Below are 16,067 nucleotides of genomic sequence, written 5' to 3' on the forward strand. Positions count from 1 at the left end.
CTTGCGAGCAGCACCCGCAGGCGGTTTCCCACAGGATCGGTGGTCAGCGCTGGAAGATTAGCCGTGAATAATATTCCTGTCTTGCACATAATTCGGGCCGCGTAGCCCCGTAGCCCGGTGACAGTCAGGTTGATCCGATGTCGCCTATTGCTTCAGCACGGCGAGGAAGTCGGGCACGTCCTTGAGCGCTGCTGCACGGGCTGCCGGATTCAGTCCGGCATGGGTCACGCCGTCGCCATTGGCGGTATAGGCCAGCCCATGCAGTTCGTGGAGCTTTTGCGCCTCATTGTCGAAATCATGATAGGCGCCGGCATAGAGGATAAGCTTGACGCTGTCGGGATTGGCGTCGGCCAGCGCCTTGCACGGCGCGGCCGGTGTCCAGTCGTCCGCCTCGCCCATCACAATCAGCAGCGGCACACGGGTCGCCCAATCGCCTTTTTCGGCCGGAGCCCTGCAGCCGGGGTAGAAGGCAACCGCCGCGCGAAAGTCGGGCGAATCCGGCTTCGGCCTATCCTTCGGCCGGACCGTGTAAAGAACGGTCGAGCCGCCATTCGACCAGCCAAGCAAGGCGATGGCGGCAGGCTTCACATAGGGCAGCGTCTGCAGATAGCGGCGGGCGGCATTGGCATCCTCCACTCGCTCGCGGTAGGGTTCGACCTCGCGGTCGCCGTTCTTGCATTGCGGTCCAAGGTCGCGCGAGCCGAAACTGTCCGGAAAGATCACGACATAGCCGAGAGCGGCCAGGCGCCGGCCCCAATCGGCATGGCGCGGGCTGAGCTCCGCCCCGTTCTTACTGCTCCATAGGCCACTGCAGCCATGCATGGCCACGACCGCCGGAAATGGCCCTTGCCCTTGCGGCTTGAACAGCATTGCGTCCAGCGTCGCCGGCTCGTTCTTGCCGTCGGCCGGTATGCTTATGCGATCGGGTGCCTGGTCGGCGGCCGCGGCCGGCTGTATCATCCAAAACGCAAACAGGCCCGCGAGAGCGACACGATATTTCGCCTGCATCGCCAACGCCCCTCCCTCCCGAAAGCCGTTGCGCTCACATTGGGGCGCGGCGCGGCTTACCGCAAATCACGGTTGCGTGGTGAAGATAGGGAAACCGACGAGGCCAAAATGGCAAGATCGGTCGAGCGCGAGATATCTGGGAGCGTCTATCTGGTGCTGCCACGGAGGAAGAGACGGTGAAGGCATCCGTTGAAAAATATCATGCCCGGATGCAGCGGGTGCTGGACCATATAGACCAGCATCTGGACGACGATCTGGGCCTGGAAGCGTTGAGCGGCGTCGCGGCGTTCTCGAAATTCCATTTCCACCGGCAGTTCATGGCCACCTTCGGGCTGTCCGTGCATCGCTATGTCCAACTCGCCCGCATGAAGCGCGCTTCGCACAGGCTTGCCGCGAGCGACGCCCAAAGCGTCACCGATATAGCGATGGATGCCGGTTACGACGCACCGGATGCCTTCGCCCGCGCCTTTCGGCAACGGTTCGGACAGTCGCCTTCGTCGTTTCGGAAATCTCCCGACTGGGGGGCGTGGCTCATGGCCTTCGGGCCTTTCGACAAAGCAAGGAACACGCTCATGCAGATAATCTTCGAACCCGACGACGTGACGATCCGCGATGTGCCGCCCACACCGGTGGCGATCATGGAGCATCGCGGAGACCGGGCGACACTCCAGGACACCATCCAGCGGTTCATCGCCTGGCGCAAGGCGGCGGGCTTGTCGCCCGAGACAAGCCCGACCTTCAACGTCTTCCGTTCCGAAAGGGAGCCCGCAATCGCGGCAGACTACAGCATGGACATTTGTGTTGGGACCGATCAGCCGATCGATGAGAATGACGGGCAGATGAAGGCCGGCGTGATCCCCGGCGGACGCTGCGCGGTGCTGCGCTACCCCGGCAACACCAACAATCTCGAACCCGCGGCACTCTACCTCTATCGGGAATGGCTTCCGGCCAGCGGCGAGGACGTGCGCGACTTTCCAGTCTATTGCCAGCGCCGGCTGTCCCGCCTCGCGGAAGGGCCACTGCACGAAGTGGTCGTTGAGCTCTTCCTGCCTCTGAAATAGCCCTTGGGGCGGCTTGTCCCTTCTGATCGCAAGACGCGGACAAGCCGTCCACTCCACCTCGGTTATTCCGCCTGGATCTAGCGGGCCGCCGCGCGCTTTTCGAGCGAACGGGCATATTGCGTCAGCGGGAAGCACATGAGGAAGAAGATCAGCGCCACCAGCCCGTAGACCTTGAACGGTTCGAAGGTGGCGTTGTTGATAGCGTTGGAGGTCCGCACCAGCTCCTCGAAACCGATGATCGAGGTCAGCGCCGTCGACTTGATCAGCTGCACCAGGAAGCCGACCGTCGGCGCGCGGGTGATCGAGAATGCCTGTGGCAGGATGATCAGCCTGAGCTCCTGCAGATAGTGCAGGCCGAGGCTGGCGCCGGCGTCCCACTGGCCGCGCGGCAAGGCATCGACGCCGGAGCGCCAGATCTCGGCGAGATAGGCGCTGGCGAAGAAGGTGAGGCCGAGCACCGCCGCGGTCCAGGGCTCTATGCGCAGGCCGAGCATGGGCAGGCCGAAGAACATCAGGAAGAGCTGCATCAACAGCGGCGTACCCTGGAAGAGCGCGATGTAGCCCGAGGCAAGGCGGCGGCTCCATTTATGCTTGGAGATCCGGAAGAACAGCACCGCCATGCCGACCAGCGCGCCGCCGACGAAGGCGGCCAGCGACAGCAGCACCGTCCAGCGTGTGGCCAGCAGAAGGTTGCGCACGATGTCCCAGAAAGTGAACTCGATCATGACACGCCCGCTCCGAGCGCACGGCGCCCGCCGGTGACCAGAAGCCGGCGCAAGGCCATCGACATTGCGAGATAGACCAGCGTCACGACGAAATAGGTCTCGAAGGACCGGAAGGTGCGCGCCTGCAGCATATCGGCCTCATAGGTCAGCTCGCGCACCGCGATCTGCGACACGACGGCCGATTCGAGCATCATGATGACGATCTGGCTGGTCAGCGCCGGATAGATGATCTTGAGCGCCTGCGGCAGCACGATCTTGACGAACACCTGGCGGGGCCTGAGCCCCAGAGCCAGGGCTGCTTCCGTCTGCCCACCCGGCACGGCATCGAGCCCGGCGCCGACGATCTCGATCGTATAGGCCGCCATGTTGAGCGTCATCGCCAGCATGGCGGCCAGGATCGGGTCGAGTCGGATGCCGAGGCTCGGCAGGCCGAAGAAGATGAAGAACAGCTGCACCAGGAACGGCGTGTTGCGCATCACCTCAACATACCAGGCGATGGCGTGACGCAGCGGCATGGGGCCGTTCCGCCGTCCGGCGGCGCCCAGGATGCTGAGCAGCGTGCCGGCCAGCGTGGTCACGGCGATCAGCAGGATCGTCGTGGCCGCGCCATGCGCGATGTCGCCCAAGGCACCCGGGAGCCAGGCAAAGGCCACGGCGACTCAATCCTTGAGGTTGTCGGGGTTGAGCGGCGTCTTCAGCCAGGCTTTCGAGCTTTCGTCCAGCTTGCCGTCGGCCAGCATCTTGGCGATGGCGTCGTTGACCGCCTTCTTCAGCCCGTCTTCGTTCTTGTTGAGGCCGATATGCGAGGGCGAGGTCAGCAGCTGGAACTTCTGCTCCGGCTTCAGCGCATCCTGCTTGGCCAGCACCTGGGCGCCGACATCGTTGCCGACGACCATCAGCTGGGTCTGGCCCGAGATGAAGGCCTGGATGACCGAATTGTAGTTGTCGAAGCGCTTGATGTCGGCCGAGGCGGGCGCGGCCTCGGTCAGCGAGGTGTCCTCGAGCGTGCCGCGATTGACGGCGATCGACTTGTCGGCAAGGTCTTCCTTGCCTTTGACCGACATCGCCGCCGGACCGATCACCGCGATGTAGTAGGGCGCGTAGGCAGCGGCAAAGTCGATGACCTGCTCGCGCTCCTTGGAGTAGCCGACGCTCATCAGTATGTCGACGCGATGGTCGTTGAGATAGGGGATGCGGTTCTGGCCGGTGACGGCGACCGGATTGAGCTTCACCTTGAGCGTGTCGGCGATGTATTGCGCGACATCCATGTCGTAGCCCTTGAGGCTCATATCGGCGCTGGCCGAGGAGAAGGGCGGGAAGTCGGCGAAGACGCCGACATTGATGGTGCCGGCCTTGGTGATGTCAGCCAGCGCGTCGGCATTGGCCGCCTGGGTGGCGAGACCGAGGCCGGCGGCACCGAGCACTAGGATGGCGGCTATGGATGATTTCAGTGTCGAGTGGATTGTCATTCTTATTCCCCTTCTGGAAGCTCTTGATTGTTTGAGGCGGCTGCCGGCTCCAGCGCGGCGGCCGCCTTTACTGGTTCAGGTGTCAGGCGCGCTTGCCCGTGATGGCCGGGCTGAATACCATCAGGCTCAATATCTCGAACAGCACCTGGGCGCCGGCATGCGCGGTGTTGGTGGTGGCGTCATATTGCGGCGCCACCTCGACGACATCGCCGCCGACGATGTTGAGGCCCTTGAGGCCTCGCAGCAGCTCGAGCACTTCGCGCGTCGTCAGGCCGCCGACTTCCGGCGTGCCGGTGCCGGGCGCGAAGGCGGGATCGACGCTGTCTATGTCGAAGGAGACGTAGGTCGGGCCGTCGCCGACGATCTTGCGCGCCTTCTCGATGATGGCGGGGATGCCCATCCCGGTCACCTCTTCGGCGTGCACCACGGTCATCCCCGACTCGTAAGTGAACTCCCAGAGATATTCGGCCGAGCCGCGGATGCCGATCTGGATGGTCCGCGTCGGGTCGAGCACGCCGTCGAGCACCGCGTTGCGGAACGGGCCGCCGTGGTGGAACTTGGTCATGTCGAACAGGCCGCTGGTGTCGCAATGGGCGTCGATATGGATGAGGCCGACCGGCGCCTTCTTGCCGACGGCCTTCAGGATCGGATGGCTGATCGAATGGTCGCCGCCGACCGACAGCGGGATGACGCCGGCATCGACGATCTGGTTGGTGCGGCGCTCGATGTCCTCATGGCTGGTCTCCAGCCGGTAGCGGCTGCGGAATGGCGTGTCGCCGATGTCGGCAACGCGAAGCTCATGCGTCGGCGCGCATTCCAGCACGTGGTTGTAGGGGCCGATGCGTTCGATGGCGCGCAGCGCCCTCGGCCCGAAGCGCGAACCGGGCCGGTTGGTGACGCCCAGATCCATCGGCACGCCGATGATGGCCACCTGCAAGTCGCCGAAATCCGGGTTCTCGGCAGCGATTTCGCGGTAGGGCGCGGCGAGAAAGGTCGGGATGCCGGAATAGGGCGCCAGCCTTGTGCCCGACTTGGAGAAGATCTTGTCGGCGACCTTGCGGAATTTCGGGTCGAACATCTCGCCGCCATGGCTCTCGCCATACTTGCGGCGCAACGCGTCGAGCTTGCCGCGATCGTAACCCATATCCGCTCCTCCTGGGCTGATGCAGTGCCGCCGTCGGCGATCTCAAACGAACCGGCCGTCATCCGGCCGGGTCGCTGTCCCGCTGGCTGCCTGCAGATTTCACGTCTTGGTGTTATTTCGAGCCGAAGTGTCCGGCAGCCCAATTGAAAAAGCAATTGATATTGTTAGGGTGTTTCCTGTGAGAAAATCTCACAAAGAAGCCGAGCGTCCATGGTCAAGCGCCTGCCACCCCTGAACCCGCTGCGCGCCTTCGAGGCAACGGCGCGCCATGGCTCACTGACCAAGGCGGCGAGTGAACTGAATGTCACGCATGGCGCCGTCAGCCACCAGATCAAGGCGCTGGAGCAGTCGCTTGGCGTCAAGCTGTTCGAGCGTATTGGCCAGCGGGTCAGGCTGACGCCGCATGGCGCGGAGCTGTTGCCGGCGGTATCGACCGCCTTCGACGGCATCGCCGCCGCCACGCAGCGGCTTACGCGGCCGGCCAGCAGCGGCGCGCTGTCGGTATCCTGCGTGCCGGCCTTGCTGCTTTTGTGGATGACGCCGAGGCTGGGCAGCTTCACCGCGCAATATCCCGACATCCAGCTGACGCTGATCCCCTCCAACGACCCCAGGGATATCCGTGCGCCGCAAATCGATGTCTGCGTGCACTATGGCGATGGCAGCTGGGCCGATTGCTGGATGCGCAAATGGTCGGGGCTGGAGCTGTTTCCCGTGGTCAGCCCGACTTTGATCAACAACCGGCCGATCCGCAGCGTCAGGGACTTGGCCGACCATGTCTTCCTGCATGGCGACGACGGCCGCGAATGGCACACCTGGCTGGCGGCCGCCGATGCGCTGGACCTCGAAAAGGGCCGCCGCCATCATCTGGGCGACGCGCGCATGGCGGCCGAGGCGGCGGTGCATGGCCATGGCGTGGCGCTTGGCGATTCCGTGACGGCAAGCGCGCTGCTGGCCAGGGGCATGCTGATCGCGCCGTTCAGCCTTTCGGTGCCGGCGGTCGACGATTTCTATGTCGTCTGCCGCAACGAGATGCGCGCGACGCCGATCGTGCAGGTGTTCATCGACTGGCTGTTTGCCGAGAAGGCCGGAGATGACGGCCGTGCCGACGCTCCGGTCGCCGGCCGCATCATCAGCCGCCGCAAGCGTCCGCAACTCAAGGTCATCGGCGCGAAGGCGGTCGGCTGAGACCGGCTGCTCATGGCCATGCGCAGGCCGTTCTTTTTGTCGGGCCAGCCTGAAAGCGGGCAGCGCTTTGGCCAATTCGATGCTATGAGGCCTGTCGCGGTTATGGATGGCAGGCAGCGAAGGCGGTGTTGAAACATGGCTAAGACCGATATTGCGCGGCGTGTCTACAACCACACCTGGAAGCTCGACCCGATCGTGCGCAGCCTGCTCGACACGGACTTCTACAAGCTTTTGATGCTGCAGATGATCTGGGGCATGTACCCCAAGGTCGACGCCACCTTCTCGCTGATCAACCGCACCACCTCGGTGCGTCTTGCCGACGAGATCGACGAAGGTGAACTGCGCGAACAGCTCGACCATGCCCGCACCTTGCGCTTCTCCAAGAAGGAAATGATCTGGCTCGGCGGCAACAATTTCTATGGCCGCAAGCAGATCTTCGAACCGGAATTCCTCGCCTGGCTGGAAGGCTTCCGGCTGCCCGACTACGAGCTGTCGAAGCGCGACGGCCAGTACGAGCTCTCCTTCAGCGGCCCGTGGATGTACACCACGCTGTGGGAAATCCCGGCGCTCGCGATCATCAACGAGCTGCGCTCCCGCGCCGCCATGCGGGCCTTCGGGCCGTTCGCGCTCGATGTGCTCTATGCCCGCGCCAAGGCCAAGATGTGGGCTAAGACCGAGCGGCTGAAGGCGCTGCCCGGCATCCGCATTTCCGACTTCGGCACGCGCCGGCGGCATTCCTTCCTGTGGCAGCGCTGGTGCGTCGAGGCGCTGAAGGAAGGCATTGGCGAAGCCTTCACCGGCACCTCCAACGTGCTGCTGGCCATGGACAACGACCTCGAGGCGCTCGGCACCAATGCGCATGAATTGCCGATGGTGTTTGCCGCCCTTGCCAATTCGGAGAAGGAGCTGAAACAGACCCCCTACAAGGTGCTGCAGGACTGGCAGCGCTATTATGGCGGCAACCTCCTGATCGTGCTGCCCGATGCCTTCGGCACCGCCTCGTTCCTGCGCGACGCGCCGGACTGGGTGGCCGACTGGACAGGCTTTCGCCCCGACAGCGCGCCGCCGATCGAGGGCGGCGAAAAAATCCTGTCCTGGTGGCGCGAGAGGGGCAAGGACCCCAAGCAGAAGCTGCTGATCTTCTCCGACGGGCTTGAGGTGGAAACCATCGAGGAGACCTACCGCCACTTCAAGGGCAAGGTGCGCATGTCCTTCGGCTGGGGCACCAACCTCACCAATGATTTCGAAGGCTGCGCGCCGACCGAAACCAACAGCCTCGATGCCATATCGCTGGTCTGCAAGGTGACGGAAGCGAATGGCAGACCGGCGGTGAAGCTGTCCGACAACCCGGCCAAGGCGACGGGGGATGAGAAGGAAATTCAGCGGTATCTCAGGATTTTTGGGGAGAAGGACCGGGTGGAGCAACTGGTCAAGGTGTGAAGAACAGGCGGGCTCTTGGATAGGTCGAGTTCCTTGGCGCCCCCCTCTGTCCTGCCGGACATCTCCCCCACGAGGGAGGAGATTGGCTGTGATCTCCGCTTTCGCCAATTTTCAACGTCGCAAGAAGGGCGCCGATCGTGTCAACTGCCGATCTCCCCCTTTGTGGGGGAGATGTCCGGCAGGACAGAGGGGGGCGCCGTAGAGTGCCGTTGCCTGTCGTTGGCCTTGTTGTTTGTCGCGCTGCTTATCGCCCCCACACCCGCCTTCGCCCACGCCTCCGACCGTGGCCACGTCCTGCTCCTCCCAACAGGCTACTACCTGATCGGCGGCGCATTCGCCGTGGCCGTCAGCTTTCTTGTGCTGGCACTGCTGCCCGCGGCCTCCCTCGACCGTTTCTGGCGTAGGCGCCTGCCGCTGTTCACCCCCGGCGACAGCGCCCGCAGCGCCATCAGCCTGATATGCTTTGCCGGCTTTGCAATTCTCGTCGCCGCCGGCCTTTTCGGCAGCCGCGACCCGCTCTCCAACCCATTGCCGCTGGTGATCTGGACGCTGCTGTGGGCCGGCGTCACGCTGCTGCAAGGCGTCTTCGGCGATCTCTGGTCATGGCTGAATCCTTGGGTTGGACCGTGGCGGCTCGTCTCGCGCCTGCTTGGCACTGGCGATGAGGGACCTTGGCGCCTTCCACGATGGGTCGGCTGCTGGCCTGCCGTCATGCTGTTCTTCGCCTTTGCCTGGTTCGAGCTGATCGATGCGGCGCCCGACGACCCGGCACGGCTCGCCTTTGCCGCCGGCCTCTACTGGCTGTTCTCATTCCTCGCCATGCTGGCCTTCGGCTATCGCGACTGGAGCCGGAGCGGCGAGTTCCTGACCGCGTTCTTCGCCATGGTGGCGCGCTTTGCACCGGTCGAGCGCGACGAGGCAGGCCGGCTAGTACTGTGCTGGCCGGCCGCCAAGCTGCTGGCGGCGGAGCCATTGCCGCCCAGCGGCATCGCCTTCCTGCTGCTGGCCTTGTCCTCGGTCTCGTTCGACGGCCTGTCGAAAACCTTCTTCTGGCTCGGCCTGTTCGGCGTCAATCCGCTTGAATTCCCGGGCCGCACGGCGGTGATCGGTAGCGGCACTTTTGGGCTCGTTCTGACATTCGTGCTGCTGGCAGCGGTGTTCCTTTTCGCGGTCTGGCTCGGCCAGCGCCTGGCCGGCAGCGGTCCGCCACTTGGCCAGGCGGCCGGACTGCTGGTGTGGTCGATCGTGCCGATCGCGCTCGCCTACCATGTCGCGCACTATCTAACGGCGCTGCTGGTCGACGGCCAGTATGCACTAGCCTCGTTGTCCGACCCGTTCGCGCTGGGCTGGAACCTGTTCGGCTCCGCCGACATACAGGTCGAGGCCGGCATCGTCGCCGGCGCGGAGTCGGCCTGGTGGCTGTGGAACATCCAGGCCGGCGCCATCATCCTAGGCCATGTGCTCGCCGTCCTCGTCGCGCACGGCTTTGCCTGGCGCCTGCATCCGCAGCCCGCCCGCGCCGCGCTCAGCCAGTTTCCGCTCACCCTGCTGATGATCGCCTACACGGTCTTCGGCCTCTGGCTGCTTGCCACGCCGACCGTCGGATGACAAAAGGGCGGCCCCGATGTCGTTGGGGAAAGCTCGCTTGCCACATCAGGGCTTTGGTGATTTAGTTTGTACACATGCAATTTTCCGCACCCTCCGAGCGAGGATGCCGAACCCGCACTATCGTTGGTCAAGACTGAAAAAACAGGGGAACGAACATGGCTGACAAGAACGGATTTTTCGACCTCTCCAAGACTGGCCTCATCTCCAAGACCGGCCTCACCCGCCGCACCGCGCTGAAGGGCCTGGCCGCGGGCGCCGGCCTTGCCGTGGCGCCCGGTTTCGTCCGCTATTCCCAGGCGCAGAGCTCGGCGCCGATCAAGATCGGCTTCCAGTCGCACCGCACCGGCATCGGCGCCGCCTATGGCCGCTGGTACGAGAAGACCACCGCTGCCGCGGTCAAGGCGATCAACGCCGCCGGCGGCATCAACGGCCGTCAGGTCGAGGTGATCATCGAGGATGACGGCACCGATCCCGGCCGTGGTGCGGAAGTCGTCGGCAAATTCGCCACCCAGCACAAGACCGATATCGTCTTCGGCACGCTGTTCTCGCATGTCGTCATCGGTTCGGCGCCCGCCGCCGGCGAGGCCAAAATCCCCTACTTCGTCGTCAGCGAAGGCCACCACGTCGCCTCGACCAAGCTCAACCGCTATGTCTTCCAGCCCGGCATCACCGACGTGAAGAGCCAGATCCAGTCGATGGCGCCGTGGATCGCGGCCAATGCCGGCAAGAAGGTGACGCAGATCTTCCCGGATTTCGCCTTCGGCTACGACCATCGCGACTACCTGCCGCCGGCGCTGAAGGCGCAAGGCGCCGAGGTCATCGCGCAGATCGCCATTCCGCCGACGGAATCCTCCTTCACCAAATATTTTCCGCAGATCCCGCCCGAGACCGAGGTGATCTACCACGTCATGGTCGGCCCGGCCGTGCTCACCTTCGTCAAGGAGCTCGGCGAATTCTACGGCTCCAACCGGCCGCAGCTGTTCGGCTTCATCGATTCGCTCGAAGCCACCGACATCAACAGCCCCGGCCTGGAATTCCTGGACGGCAGCCATTTCTGGGAAGGCTCGCCACGCTACGCCCAGCCCGATGATAGCGCTGCGCAGAAGGCCTACCGCGCCGCCGTCGGCATCGACGACAATGGAGCGGCGGTCGGCGATCCCAAGGACGTTTCCACCGCGGCGCACATGTTCGGCTGCTGGGAAACGCTCTATGTCGTCAAGAAGGCGATGGAAGATGCCGGCTACAAGGGTCCGGAGGACCGTGCCAAGCTCGTCGAGGCGACCGAGGCGCTGACCGCCTTCGCCGAAGGTCCGGAGCATCCGCAGGGGCCAAAGACCTTCAACGGCAAGATCCACCAGTGCTTCGGCATCCAGAATATCTCCAAGGTCGAAGGCGGCAAGCTGAAGGTGGTGCACAAGACCAAGATCGAGGACGGGCTTTACGAGGCCGAGGGGGACTATACGAAGCAGGCGCTTTAGGCTTAGCCATCTAGCAAGCGTGAGCGCCAAGGCACCCCCCTCTGTCCTGCTGGACATCTCCCCCGCAAGGGGGGAGATCGGCAGTTTGTGTGGCAGCGCCCATCCGCCAGCGTTGATGATTGGCGAAACCAGAGACGACATCCAATCTCCCCCCTTGCGGGGCAGATGCCCGGCAGGGCAGAGGGGGGTGCCTCGCGCATCCCTCGGTGCCTAGCCGATGCACTTCGGTCCCCACCTTCTCCTCGCCGCCCTCGAAGGCCTCGTCACATCAGCCGTGCTGGCGTTGACCGCGCTTGGGCTGTCGCTGGTGTTTGGCGTCATGCGCGTCGTCAATGTTGCGCATGGCGAGTTCTTCATGCTGGGCGCAGTGCTCGCCTGGGCGATCTCGACGGCGATATCGGGTCACCCCGCGCTCGGCTTCCTGGCAGCACTGGTGATCGCGCCGCTGATCGTCGGCGCCATTGCGCTGGTGGCCGAACGGCTGGTGCTGCGCCGGCTCAACTACAATCCGGAAGCCACCATCGTCGCCACGATCGGCATGCTCTACATCATCCAGCAGCTGGCGCTGACCTTCTATGGCCCGGAGGCGCGGCCGGTGGAGCCGCCCTTCAGCTACCGCATCCTTTTGCCGTGGTTCGGCTACTCCGGTTACAAACTGTCGATCATTGCCGCCTCCGCGCTTCTCTTGCTCGCGACGTGGCTGGTGCTGACGCGCACCAGGATCGGCCTCATCATGCGCGCCACCCAGTATGACAGCGAGACCGCGCAAGCCTTCGGCATTCCGGTCGACCGCGTCTATGGCGGCGTCTTCGCGCTCGGCGCCATGCTGGCGGCGATCGCCGCGGTGCTGATCGTGCCGATCAGTCAGGCGCATTACCTGATGGGGCAGGATCCGCTGCTCTTGTCCTTCATCGTCGTCATCATCGGCGGCCTCGGCTCGCTGCGCGGCACCGTCGTTGCCGCCGTGCTGATCGGCCTTTCCGACGGCATCATTTCGATGTTCTTCTCGCCGACCTTGGCCAAGATAATCGCCACGCTGCTGGTCGCCATGGTGCTGGTGTTCCGGCCGCAAGGCCTGTTCGGGACGGCATCGCGATGAGCGAAGCTTCGCCGGCAAAGGCCTATGCGCTGCATCTCGGCGTCATCGCCCTGCTCTTCGCGCTGAGCTTCGTTCTGCCGGAGTACTACCACGGCCTGCTCGCCCGCATCATGGTGCTGGCGGTGTTCGCGATGGGCTACAACATGCTGTTCGGCTATGTCGGCCTGCTCAGCCTCGGCCACGCCATGTTCTTCGGCGCCGGACTTTACGGCGCCGGCCTTGCCATCATCCAGCTCGGTTGGGGCGTGCCGTTGGCCTTCCTTGTCGGGATTGCCTGCGGCGCCGTGCTGGCGCTGGTGATCGGCCTGCTGGCGTTGCGCACCACGGGCGTCGCCTTCATGATCGTCACCATGATGTTCGCGCAGGTGTTTTCGCTGTTGATCCTCTACTTCGCGACGTGGACCGGCGGCGATCAGGGCCAGGTCGTGCCGCAGCCGGCGCGTGTCCTCAATCTCGGTGCGACGTCGCTGGACCTCACCGACCCCACCGTGCGTTACATGAGCGCACTGCTGCTGTTCTCGCTCGTGCTTTTGGTTACGCTGGCCATCGTCCGCTCCCGGTATGGCCGCGTTCTGGTCGCCATCCGCGAAAACGAGGAACGCACGAAGATGCTGGGCTACGACACCTTCTCCAACAAGCTCATGGCCGTCGTCGTCTCCGGCACGATCTGCGCGGCGTCGGGCGCCGCCTACGCGCTGCTGTTCGGCTATGTCGGCTCGAGCTTCGCGTCGGTGCAATATTCTATCCTGCCGCTGCTGTGGGTGCTGCTCGGCGGGGCCGCCACGACGCTCGGGCCGCTGATCGGCACCGTCTTCATGTACTATGTCATCGACGTCTCCAGCGGCTACACCTCGGCCTATCTGCTGATCGTCGGCATTGCGCTGATCCTTCTGGTGCTGTTTTTCCCGAAAGGCATTCTCGGCACCATCCGCCAGCGCTGGCTCGGATGGCTGCCATGACGCCGCTTTTGGCCACCAAGGGCCTGTCGCGTCATTTCGGCGGCCTGCGCGCTGTCGACAACGTCGACTTCACCTTGATGCCCGGTGAAATCCGTGCCGTCATCGGCCCCAACGGGGCGGGGAAGACTACCTTCGTCAGCATGGTCAGCGGCCGCATCCAGCCGTCTTCAGGAGCGATCGTGTTCGATGGCGCCGACATCACCGGCATGCCGGCCTATGTCAGGGTGCGCCAAGGCATCGCCTACACGTTCCAGATTACCAGCATCTATGCCAACCTGTCCGTTTACGCCAACGTCGCGCTGCCCGTGCAACTGACACTGAGGCACGGGCCTTCCAAGAGCGCGATACAGGCCGCTGTCATGACGGCGCTGGAACGCACCGGGCTCGCGGACCGCGCCCATATGCCGGCCGGGCAATTGTCCTATGGCCACCAGCGCCTGCTCGAAGTGGCGATGGGCCTGGCGCTCAAGCCGCGCCTGCTGATCCTCGACGAGCCGACGCAGGGGCTCGCCGACAGCGAGATCGACAATTTCATCGTGCTGGTGCGCGACATCGCCAGCAGCGCCACGGTGCTGCTGATCGAACACAATATGCCCGTCGTCATGCAACTCGCCGACCGCATTACCGTCTTCAACGCCGGCAGGATCCTGGCGGAAGGCACCCCGGAAGCGATCCGCGAGAACGCGGCGGTACAGCAAGCCTATCTGGGGACCACCCCATGAATGAGACGAGCAAGGCCGAGGCATTGCGGATCGCGGGACTGAACTGCTTCTACGGCGAGGTCCAGGTGCTCTACGGTCTCGACCTCGTGCTCAACAAAAGCGAGGTGCTGTGCCTGTTCGGCCGCAACGGCGCCGGCAAGACGACGACGCTGAAGGCGATCATGGGCCTGCTTCCTTCGAGCGCGGGCTCGATCAAACTCGACGGCCAGGAATTGACCGGCCTGCCGGCGCACGAAGTGCCGAAGGCCGGCGTCGCCTATGTGCCGCAGGGCAGGCGGCTGTTTGCCGAGATGACGGTGGCGGAGAACATCGAGATCGGGCTGATGGCGCGCGGCAAGGGCAAGGCCGTGCGGGAAAACGTCCTCGACCTCTTTCCGCTACTGCGCCAGCGGCTGCGGCAGCGCTCGGGCACGCTGTCGGGCGGCGAGCAGCAGATGCTGGCGATGGCGCGCGCGCTTTGCCTCGAACCGCAAGTGCTGTTGCTCGACGAACCGACCGAAGGGCTGATGCCGTCGATGATCGCCAAGATCCGCGAGACGGTATCGAAGCTGCGCGAGATGGACGTCTCGACCATCCTGGTGGAACAGCGCGTCGATGCGGTGCTGTCGGTCGCCGACCGTGTGTCGTTCATCGAGAACGGCCGTAACCGCGAGACGGTGGATGTCGAGGAATTGCGTGCCGACCCATCGGCGGTCAGGCGCTATGTGGGCGTTGGTTGATCAGCCGAAAAACAGAAAGCCGGCGATCAGGAAGGCCGGGATCAGCACCAGGCCGGACCACAGCATGTAGCCGAAGAAGCCGGGCATCTTCACGCCACGCTGCCTGGCGATGGCATAGACCATGAAGTTGGGCGCGTTGCCGATATAGGTGTTGGCGCCCATGAACACCGCACCCGCCGAGATCGCGGCAAGCGTCGAGGCGAATTCGGTCATCAGGTGATGTGGATCGCCGCCGGCAAGCTCGAAGAACACGAGATAGGTCGGCGCATTGTCGAGGAAGGACGACAGCGCTCCGGTCAACCAGAAATAGGCGAGATCGTTAGGCGTGCCTTGCGCCGAGGTGACGAGCGCGACCAGCGGCGCCAGCGCACCCTCGTGACCGGCCCTCAGGATGGCGATGACCGGCACGATGCAGATGAAGATGCCGGCAAACAATTTTGCCACTTCCGCGATCGGACCCCAGTTGAAGCCGTTCGCCGCGCGGTATTCCTTGCGCGAAACCGCCAGCGACACGAAGGCGAGCGCCAGGATAACGGCGTCGCGCACCAGGTTCTGCAGTTCCAGCGCCACGCCTTGAATGGAGAAGGCGACATCAGGCTTCCACGTCGCCGACAGCAGGATGGCGCCGATAACGCCGGCCAGCAGCGGAATGTTGGGCAGGCCGCGGATGCGAACCTTCGAATCCGGCGTCGGGTCCTTGATCTTCGGCGCGCCGGCCTCGCGCCGGTGCAGGATGATGTCGATCGCCAGGAACACGGCCAGCACCAGGCCGCCGACGAACAGCGTCTCGCGCCAAAGGTTGGCGGTTGTCCAGAAGAAGTCGACGCCACGCAGGAAGCCGACGAACAGCGGGGGATCACCGAGCGGCGTCAGCGAGCCGCCAATGTTGGACACAAGGAAGATGAAGAAGACGACGACATGGGCGTTGAACGGCCTGTTATCATTGGCGCGGATGATCGGCCGTATCAGGATCATCGAGGCGCCCGTCGTACCGATGACCGAGGCGAGCAGCGCGCCGACCAGCAGCAGCCCGGCATTGACCAGCGGCGTGCCGTGGATGTTGCCGGCGACTAGGATGCCGCCCGAAATGGTGAACAGCGCAAACAGCAGGATGATGAAGGACATGTATTCGGTGAGCAGCGCATGCAGCACCGCCTCGGCCGCCTGGGGGATCCCGAAGGCGAGCGCCAGCGGCACGACGACCAGCGCCGCCCACAGGGCCGCGATCTTGCCGTAGTGATGCTCCCAGACATGGTGGAACAGCAGCGGGCCGGTGGCGATGGACAGCAGCAGGCCGGCAAAGGGCAGTGCCCACCACAGCGACATCGCGGCACCGGGCAGAGCATGTTCCTCGGCCGCTACGGCTACGTCCGGGAACAGCATGGGGACGGCGATGCCAGCGCCCACCATCACGCCTGCACTGATCCGCGAAAAGCCCCCTCGATGCCCC

General features: G+C 64.3%; 15 protein-coding genes. 9 read left to right on the forward strand and 6 right to left on the reverse strand.

Features of this window, described 5'->3' with window-relative positions:
- Nucleotides 1-144: 144 nt before the first annotated feature.
- Entirely contained in the window at nt 145-960 is an 816-nt protein-coding gene (locus tag JG747_RS02840) for a dienelactone hydrolase family protein (RefSeq protein WP_236952193.1), read from the reverse strand.
- A 257-nt stretch (nt 961-1,217) separates the two neighbouring features.
- Here JG747_RS02840 and JG747_RS02845 point away from each other — a divergent pair, with 257 nt between their 5' ends.
- The gene (locus JG747_RS02845) at nt 1,218-2,069 is read left to right on the forward strand and encodes an AraC family transcriptional regulator (protein ID WP_019862504.1); all 852 of its coding nucleotides are present in this window, start codon (nt 1,218-1,220) and stop codon (nt 2,067-2,069) included.
- Between the two features lie 77 nt (nt 2,070-2,146).
- Here JG747_RS02845 and JG747_RS02850 read toward each other — a convergent pair whose 3' ends face one another.
- The 4 genes from JG747_RS02850 to speB form a co-directional block, all read right to left on the reverse strand.
- Nucleotides 2,147-2,794, reverse strand: coding sequence for an amino acid ABC transporter permease (locus JG747_RS02850; RefSeq protein ID WP_038651269.1), 648 nt, complete (start codon nt 2,792-2,794; stop codon nt 2,147-2,149).
- A complete protein-coding gene (locus JG747_RS02855) occupies nt 2,791-3,447 on the reverse strand; it encodes an amino acid ABC transporter permease (protein ID WP_019862502.1) in 657 nt (218 codons plus the stop codon). The genes JG747_RS02850 and JG747_RS02855 overlap by 4 nt, the downstream gene beginning before the upstream one ends.
- 6 nt (nt 3,448-3,453) lie before the next feature.
- Nucleotides 3,454-4,263, reverse strand: a complete 810-nt coding sequence (locus tag JG747_RS02860; protein WP_019862501.1) for a transporter substrate-binding domain-containing protein — start codon at nt 4,261-4,263, stop codon at nt 3,454-3,456.
- An 82-nt stretch (nt 4,264-4,345) separates the two neighbouring features.
- Nucleotides 4,346-5,407: an agmatinase gene (gene speB, locus JG747_RS02865; RefSeq protein WP_019862500.1), complete on the reverse strand. Its 1,062-nt coding sequence runs from the start codon at nt 5,405-5,407 to the stop codon at nt 4,346-4,348.
- Between the two features lie 210 nt (nt 5,408-5,617).
- Here speB and gcvA point away from each other — a divergent pair, with 210 nt between their 5' ends.
- The 8 genes from gcvA to JG747_RS02905 all read left to right on the forward strand — a co-directional run bounded on the left by gcvA (nt 5,618) and on the right by JG747_RS02905 (nt 14,617).
- Complete coding sequence (gene gcvA / locus JG747_RS02870) at nt 5,618-6,592, forward strand: transcriptional regulator GcvA (RefSeq protein WP_202361103.1); 975 nt, start codon at nt 5,618-5,620, stop codon at nt 6,590-6,592.
- A 135-nt stretch (nt 6,593-6,727) separates the two neighbouring features.
- Nucleotides 6,728-8,032 carry a nicotinate phosphoribosyltransferase gene (pncB, locus tag JG747_RS02875; RefSeq protein ID WP_019862498.1) on the forward strand — a complete coding sequence of 435 codons (1,305 nt, stop codon included), beginning with the start codon at nt 6,728-6,730 and terminating at the stop codon, nt 8,030-8,032.
- A gap of 171 nt (nt 8,033-8,203) precedes the next feature.
- A complete protein-coding gene (locus JG747_RS02880; RefSeq protein ID WP_064985251.1) occupies nt 8,204-9,640 on the forward strand; it encodes a hypothetical protein in 1,437 nt (478 codons plus the stop codon).
- A 155-nt stretch (nt 9,641-9,795) separates the two neighbouring features.
- Entirely contained in the window at nt 9,796-11,118 is a 1,323-nt protein-coding gene (locus JG747_RS02885; RefSeq protein ID WP_064985252.1) for an ABC transporter substrate-binding protein, read from the forward strand.
- Between the two features lie 217 nt (nt 11,119-11,335).
- Nucleotides 11,336-12,217, forward strand: a complete 882-nt coding sequence (locus tag JG747_RS02890; protein WP_202361104.1) for a branched-chain amino acid ABC transporter permease — start codon at nt 11,336-11,338, stop codon at nt 12,215-12,217.
- Complete coding sequence (locus JG747_RS02895; RefSeq protein ID WP_019862494.1) at nt 12,214-13,176, forward strand: branched-chain amino acid ABC transporter permease; 963 nt, start codon at nt 12,214-12,216, stop codon at nt 13,174-13,176. The genes JG747_RS02890 and JG747_RS02895 overlap by 4 nt, the downstream gene beginning before the upstream one ends.
- The gene (locus tag JG747_RS02900) at nt 13,173-13,898 is read left to right on the forward strand and encodes an ABC transporter ATP-binding protein (protein WP_202361105.1); all 726 of its coding nucleotides are present in this window, start codon (nt 13,173-13,175) and stop codon (nt 13,896-13,898) included. The genes JG747_RS02895 and JG747_RS02900 overlap by 4 nt, the downstream gene beginning before the upstream one ends.
- Complete coding sequence (locus tag JG747_RS02905; protein ID WP_019862492.1) at nt 13,895-14,617, forward strand: ABC transporter ATP-binding protein; 723 nt, start codon at nt 13,895-13,897, stop codon at nt 14,615-14,617. The genes JG747_RS02900 and JG747_RS02905 overlap by 4 nt, the downstream gene beginning before the upstream one ends.
- On the opposite strand, the gene JG747_RS02910 is transcribed toward JG747_RS02905, so the two are convergent.
- Nucleotides 14,618-16,027 carry a sodium:proton antiporter gene (locus tag JG747_RS02910; RefSeq protein ID WP_038651259.1) on the reverse strand — a complete coding sequence of 470 codons (1,410 nt, stop codon included), beginning with the start codon at nt 16,025-16,027 and terminating at the stop codon, nt 14,618-14,620.
- Nucleotides 16,028-16,067 lie beyond the last annotated feature (40 nt).

This window comes from Mesorhizobium sp. 131-3-5, assembly GCF_016756575.1.
Lineage (GTDB): Bacteria > Pseudomonadota > Alphaproteobacteria > Rhizobiales > Rhizobiaceae > Mesorhizobium > Mesorhizobium jarvisii.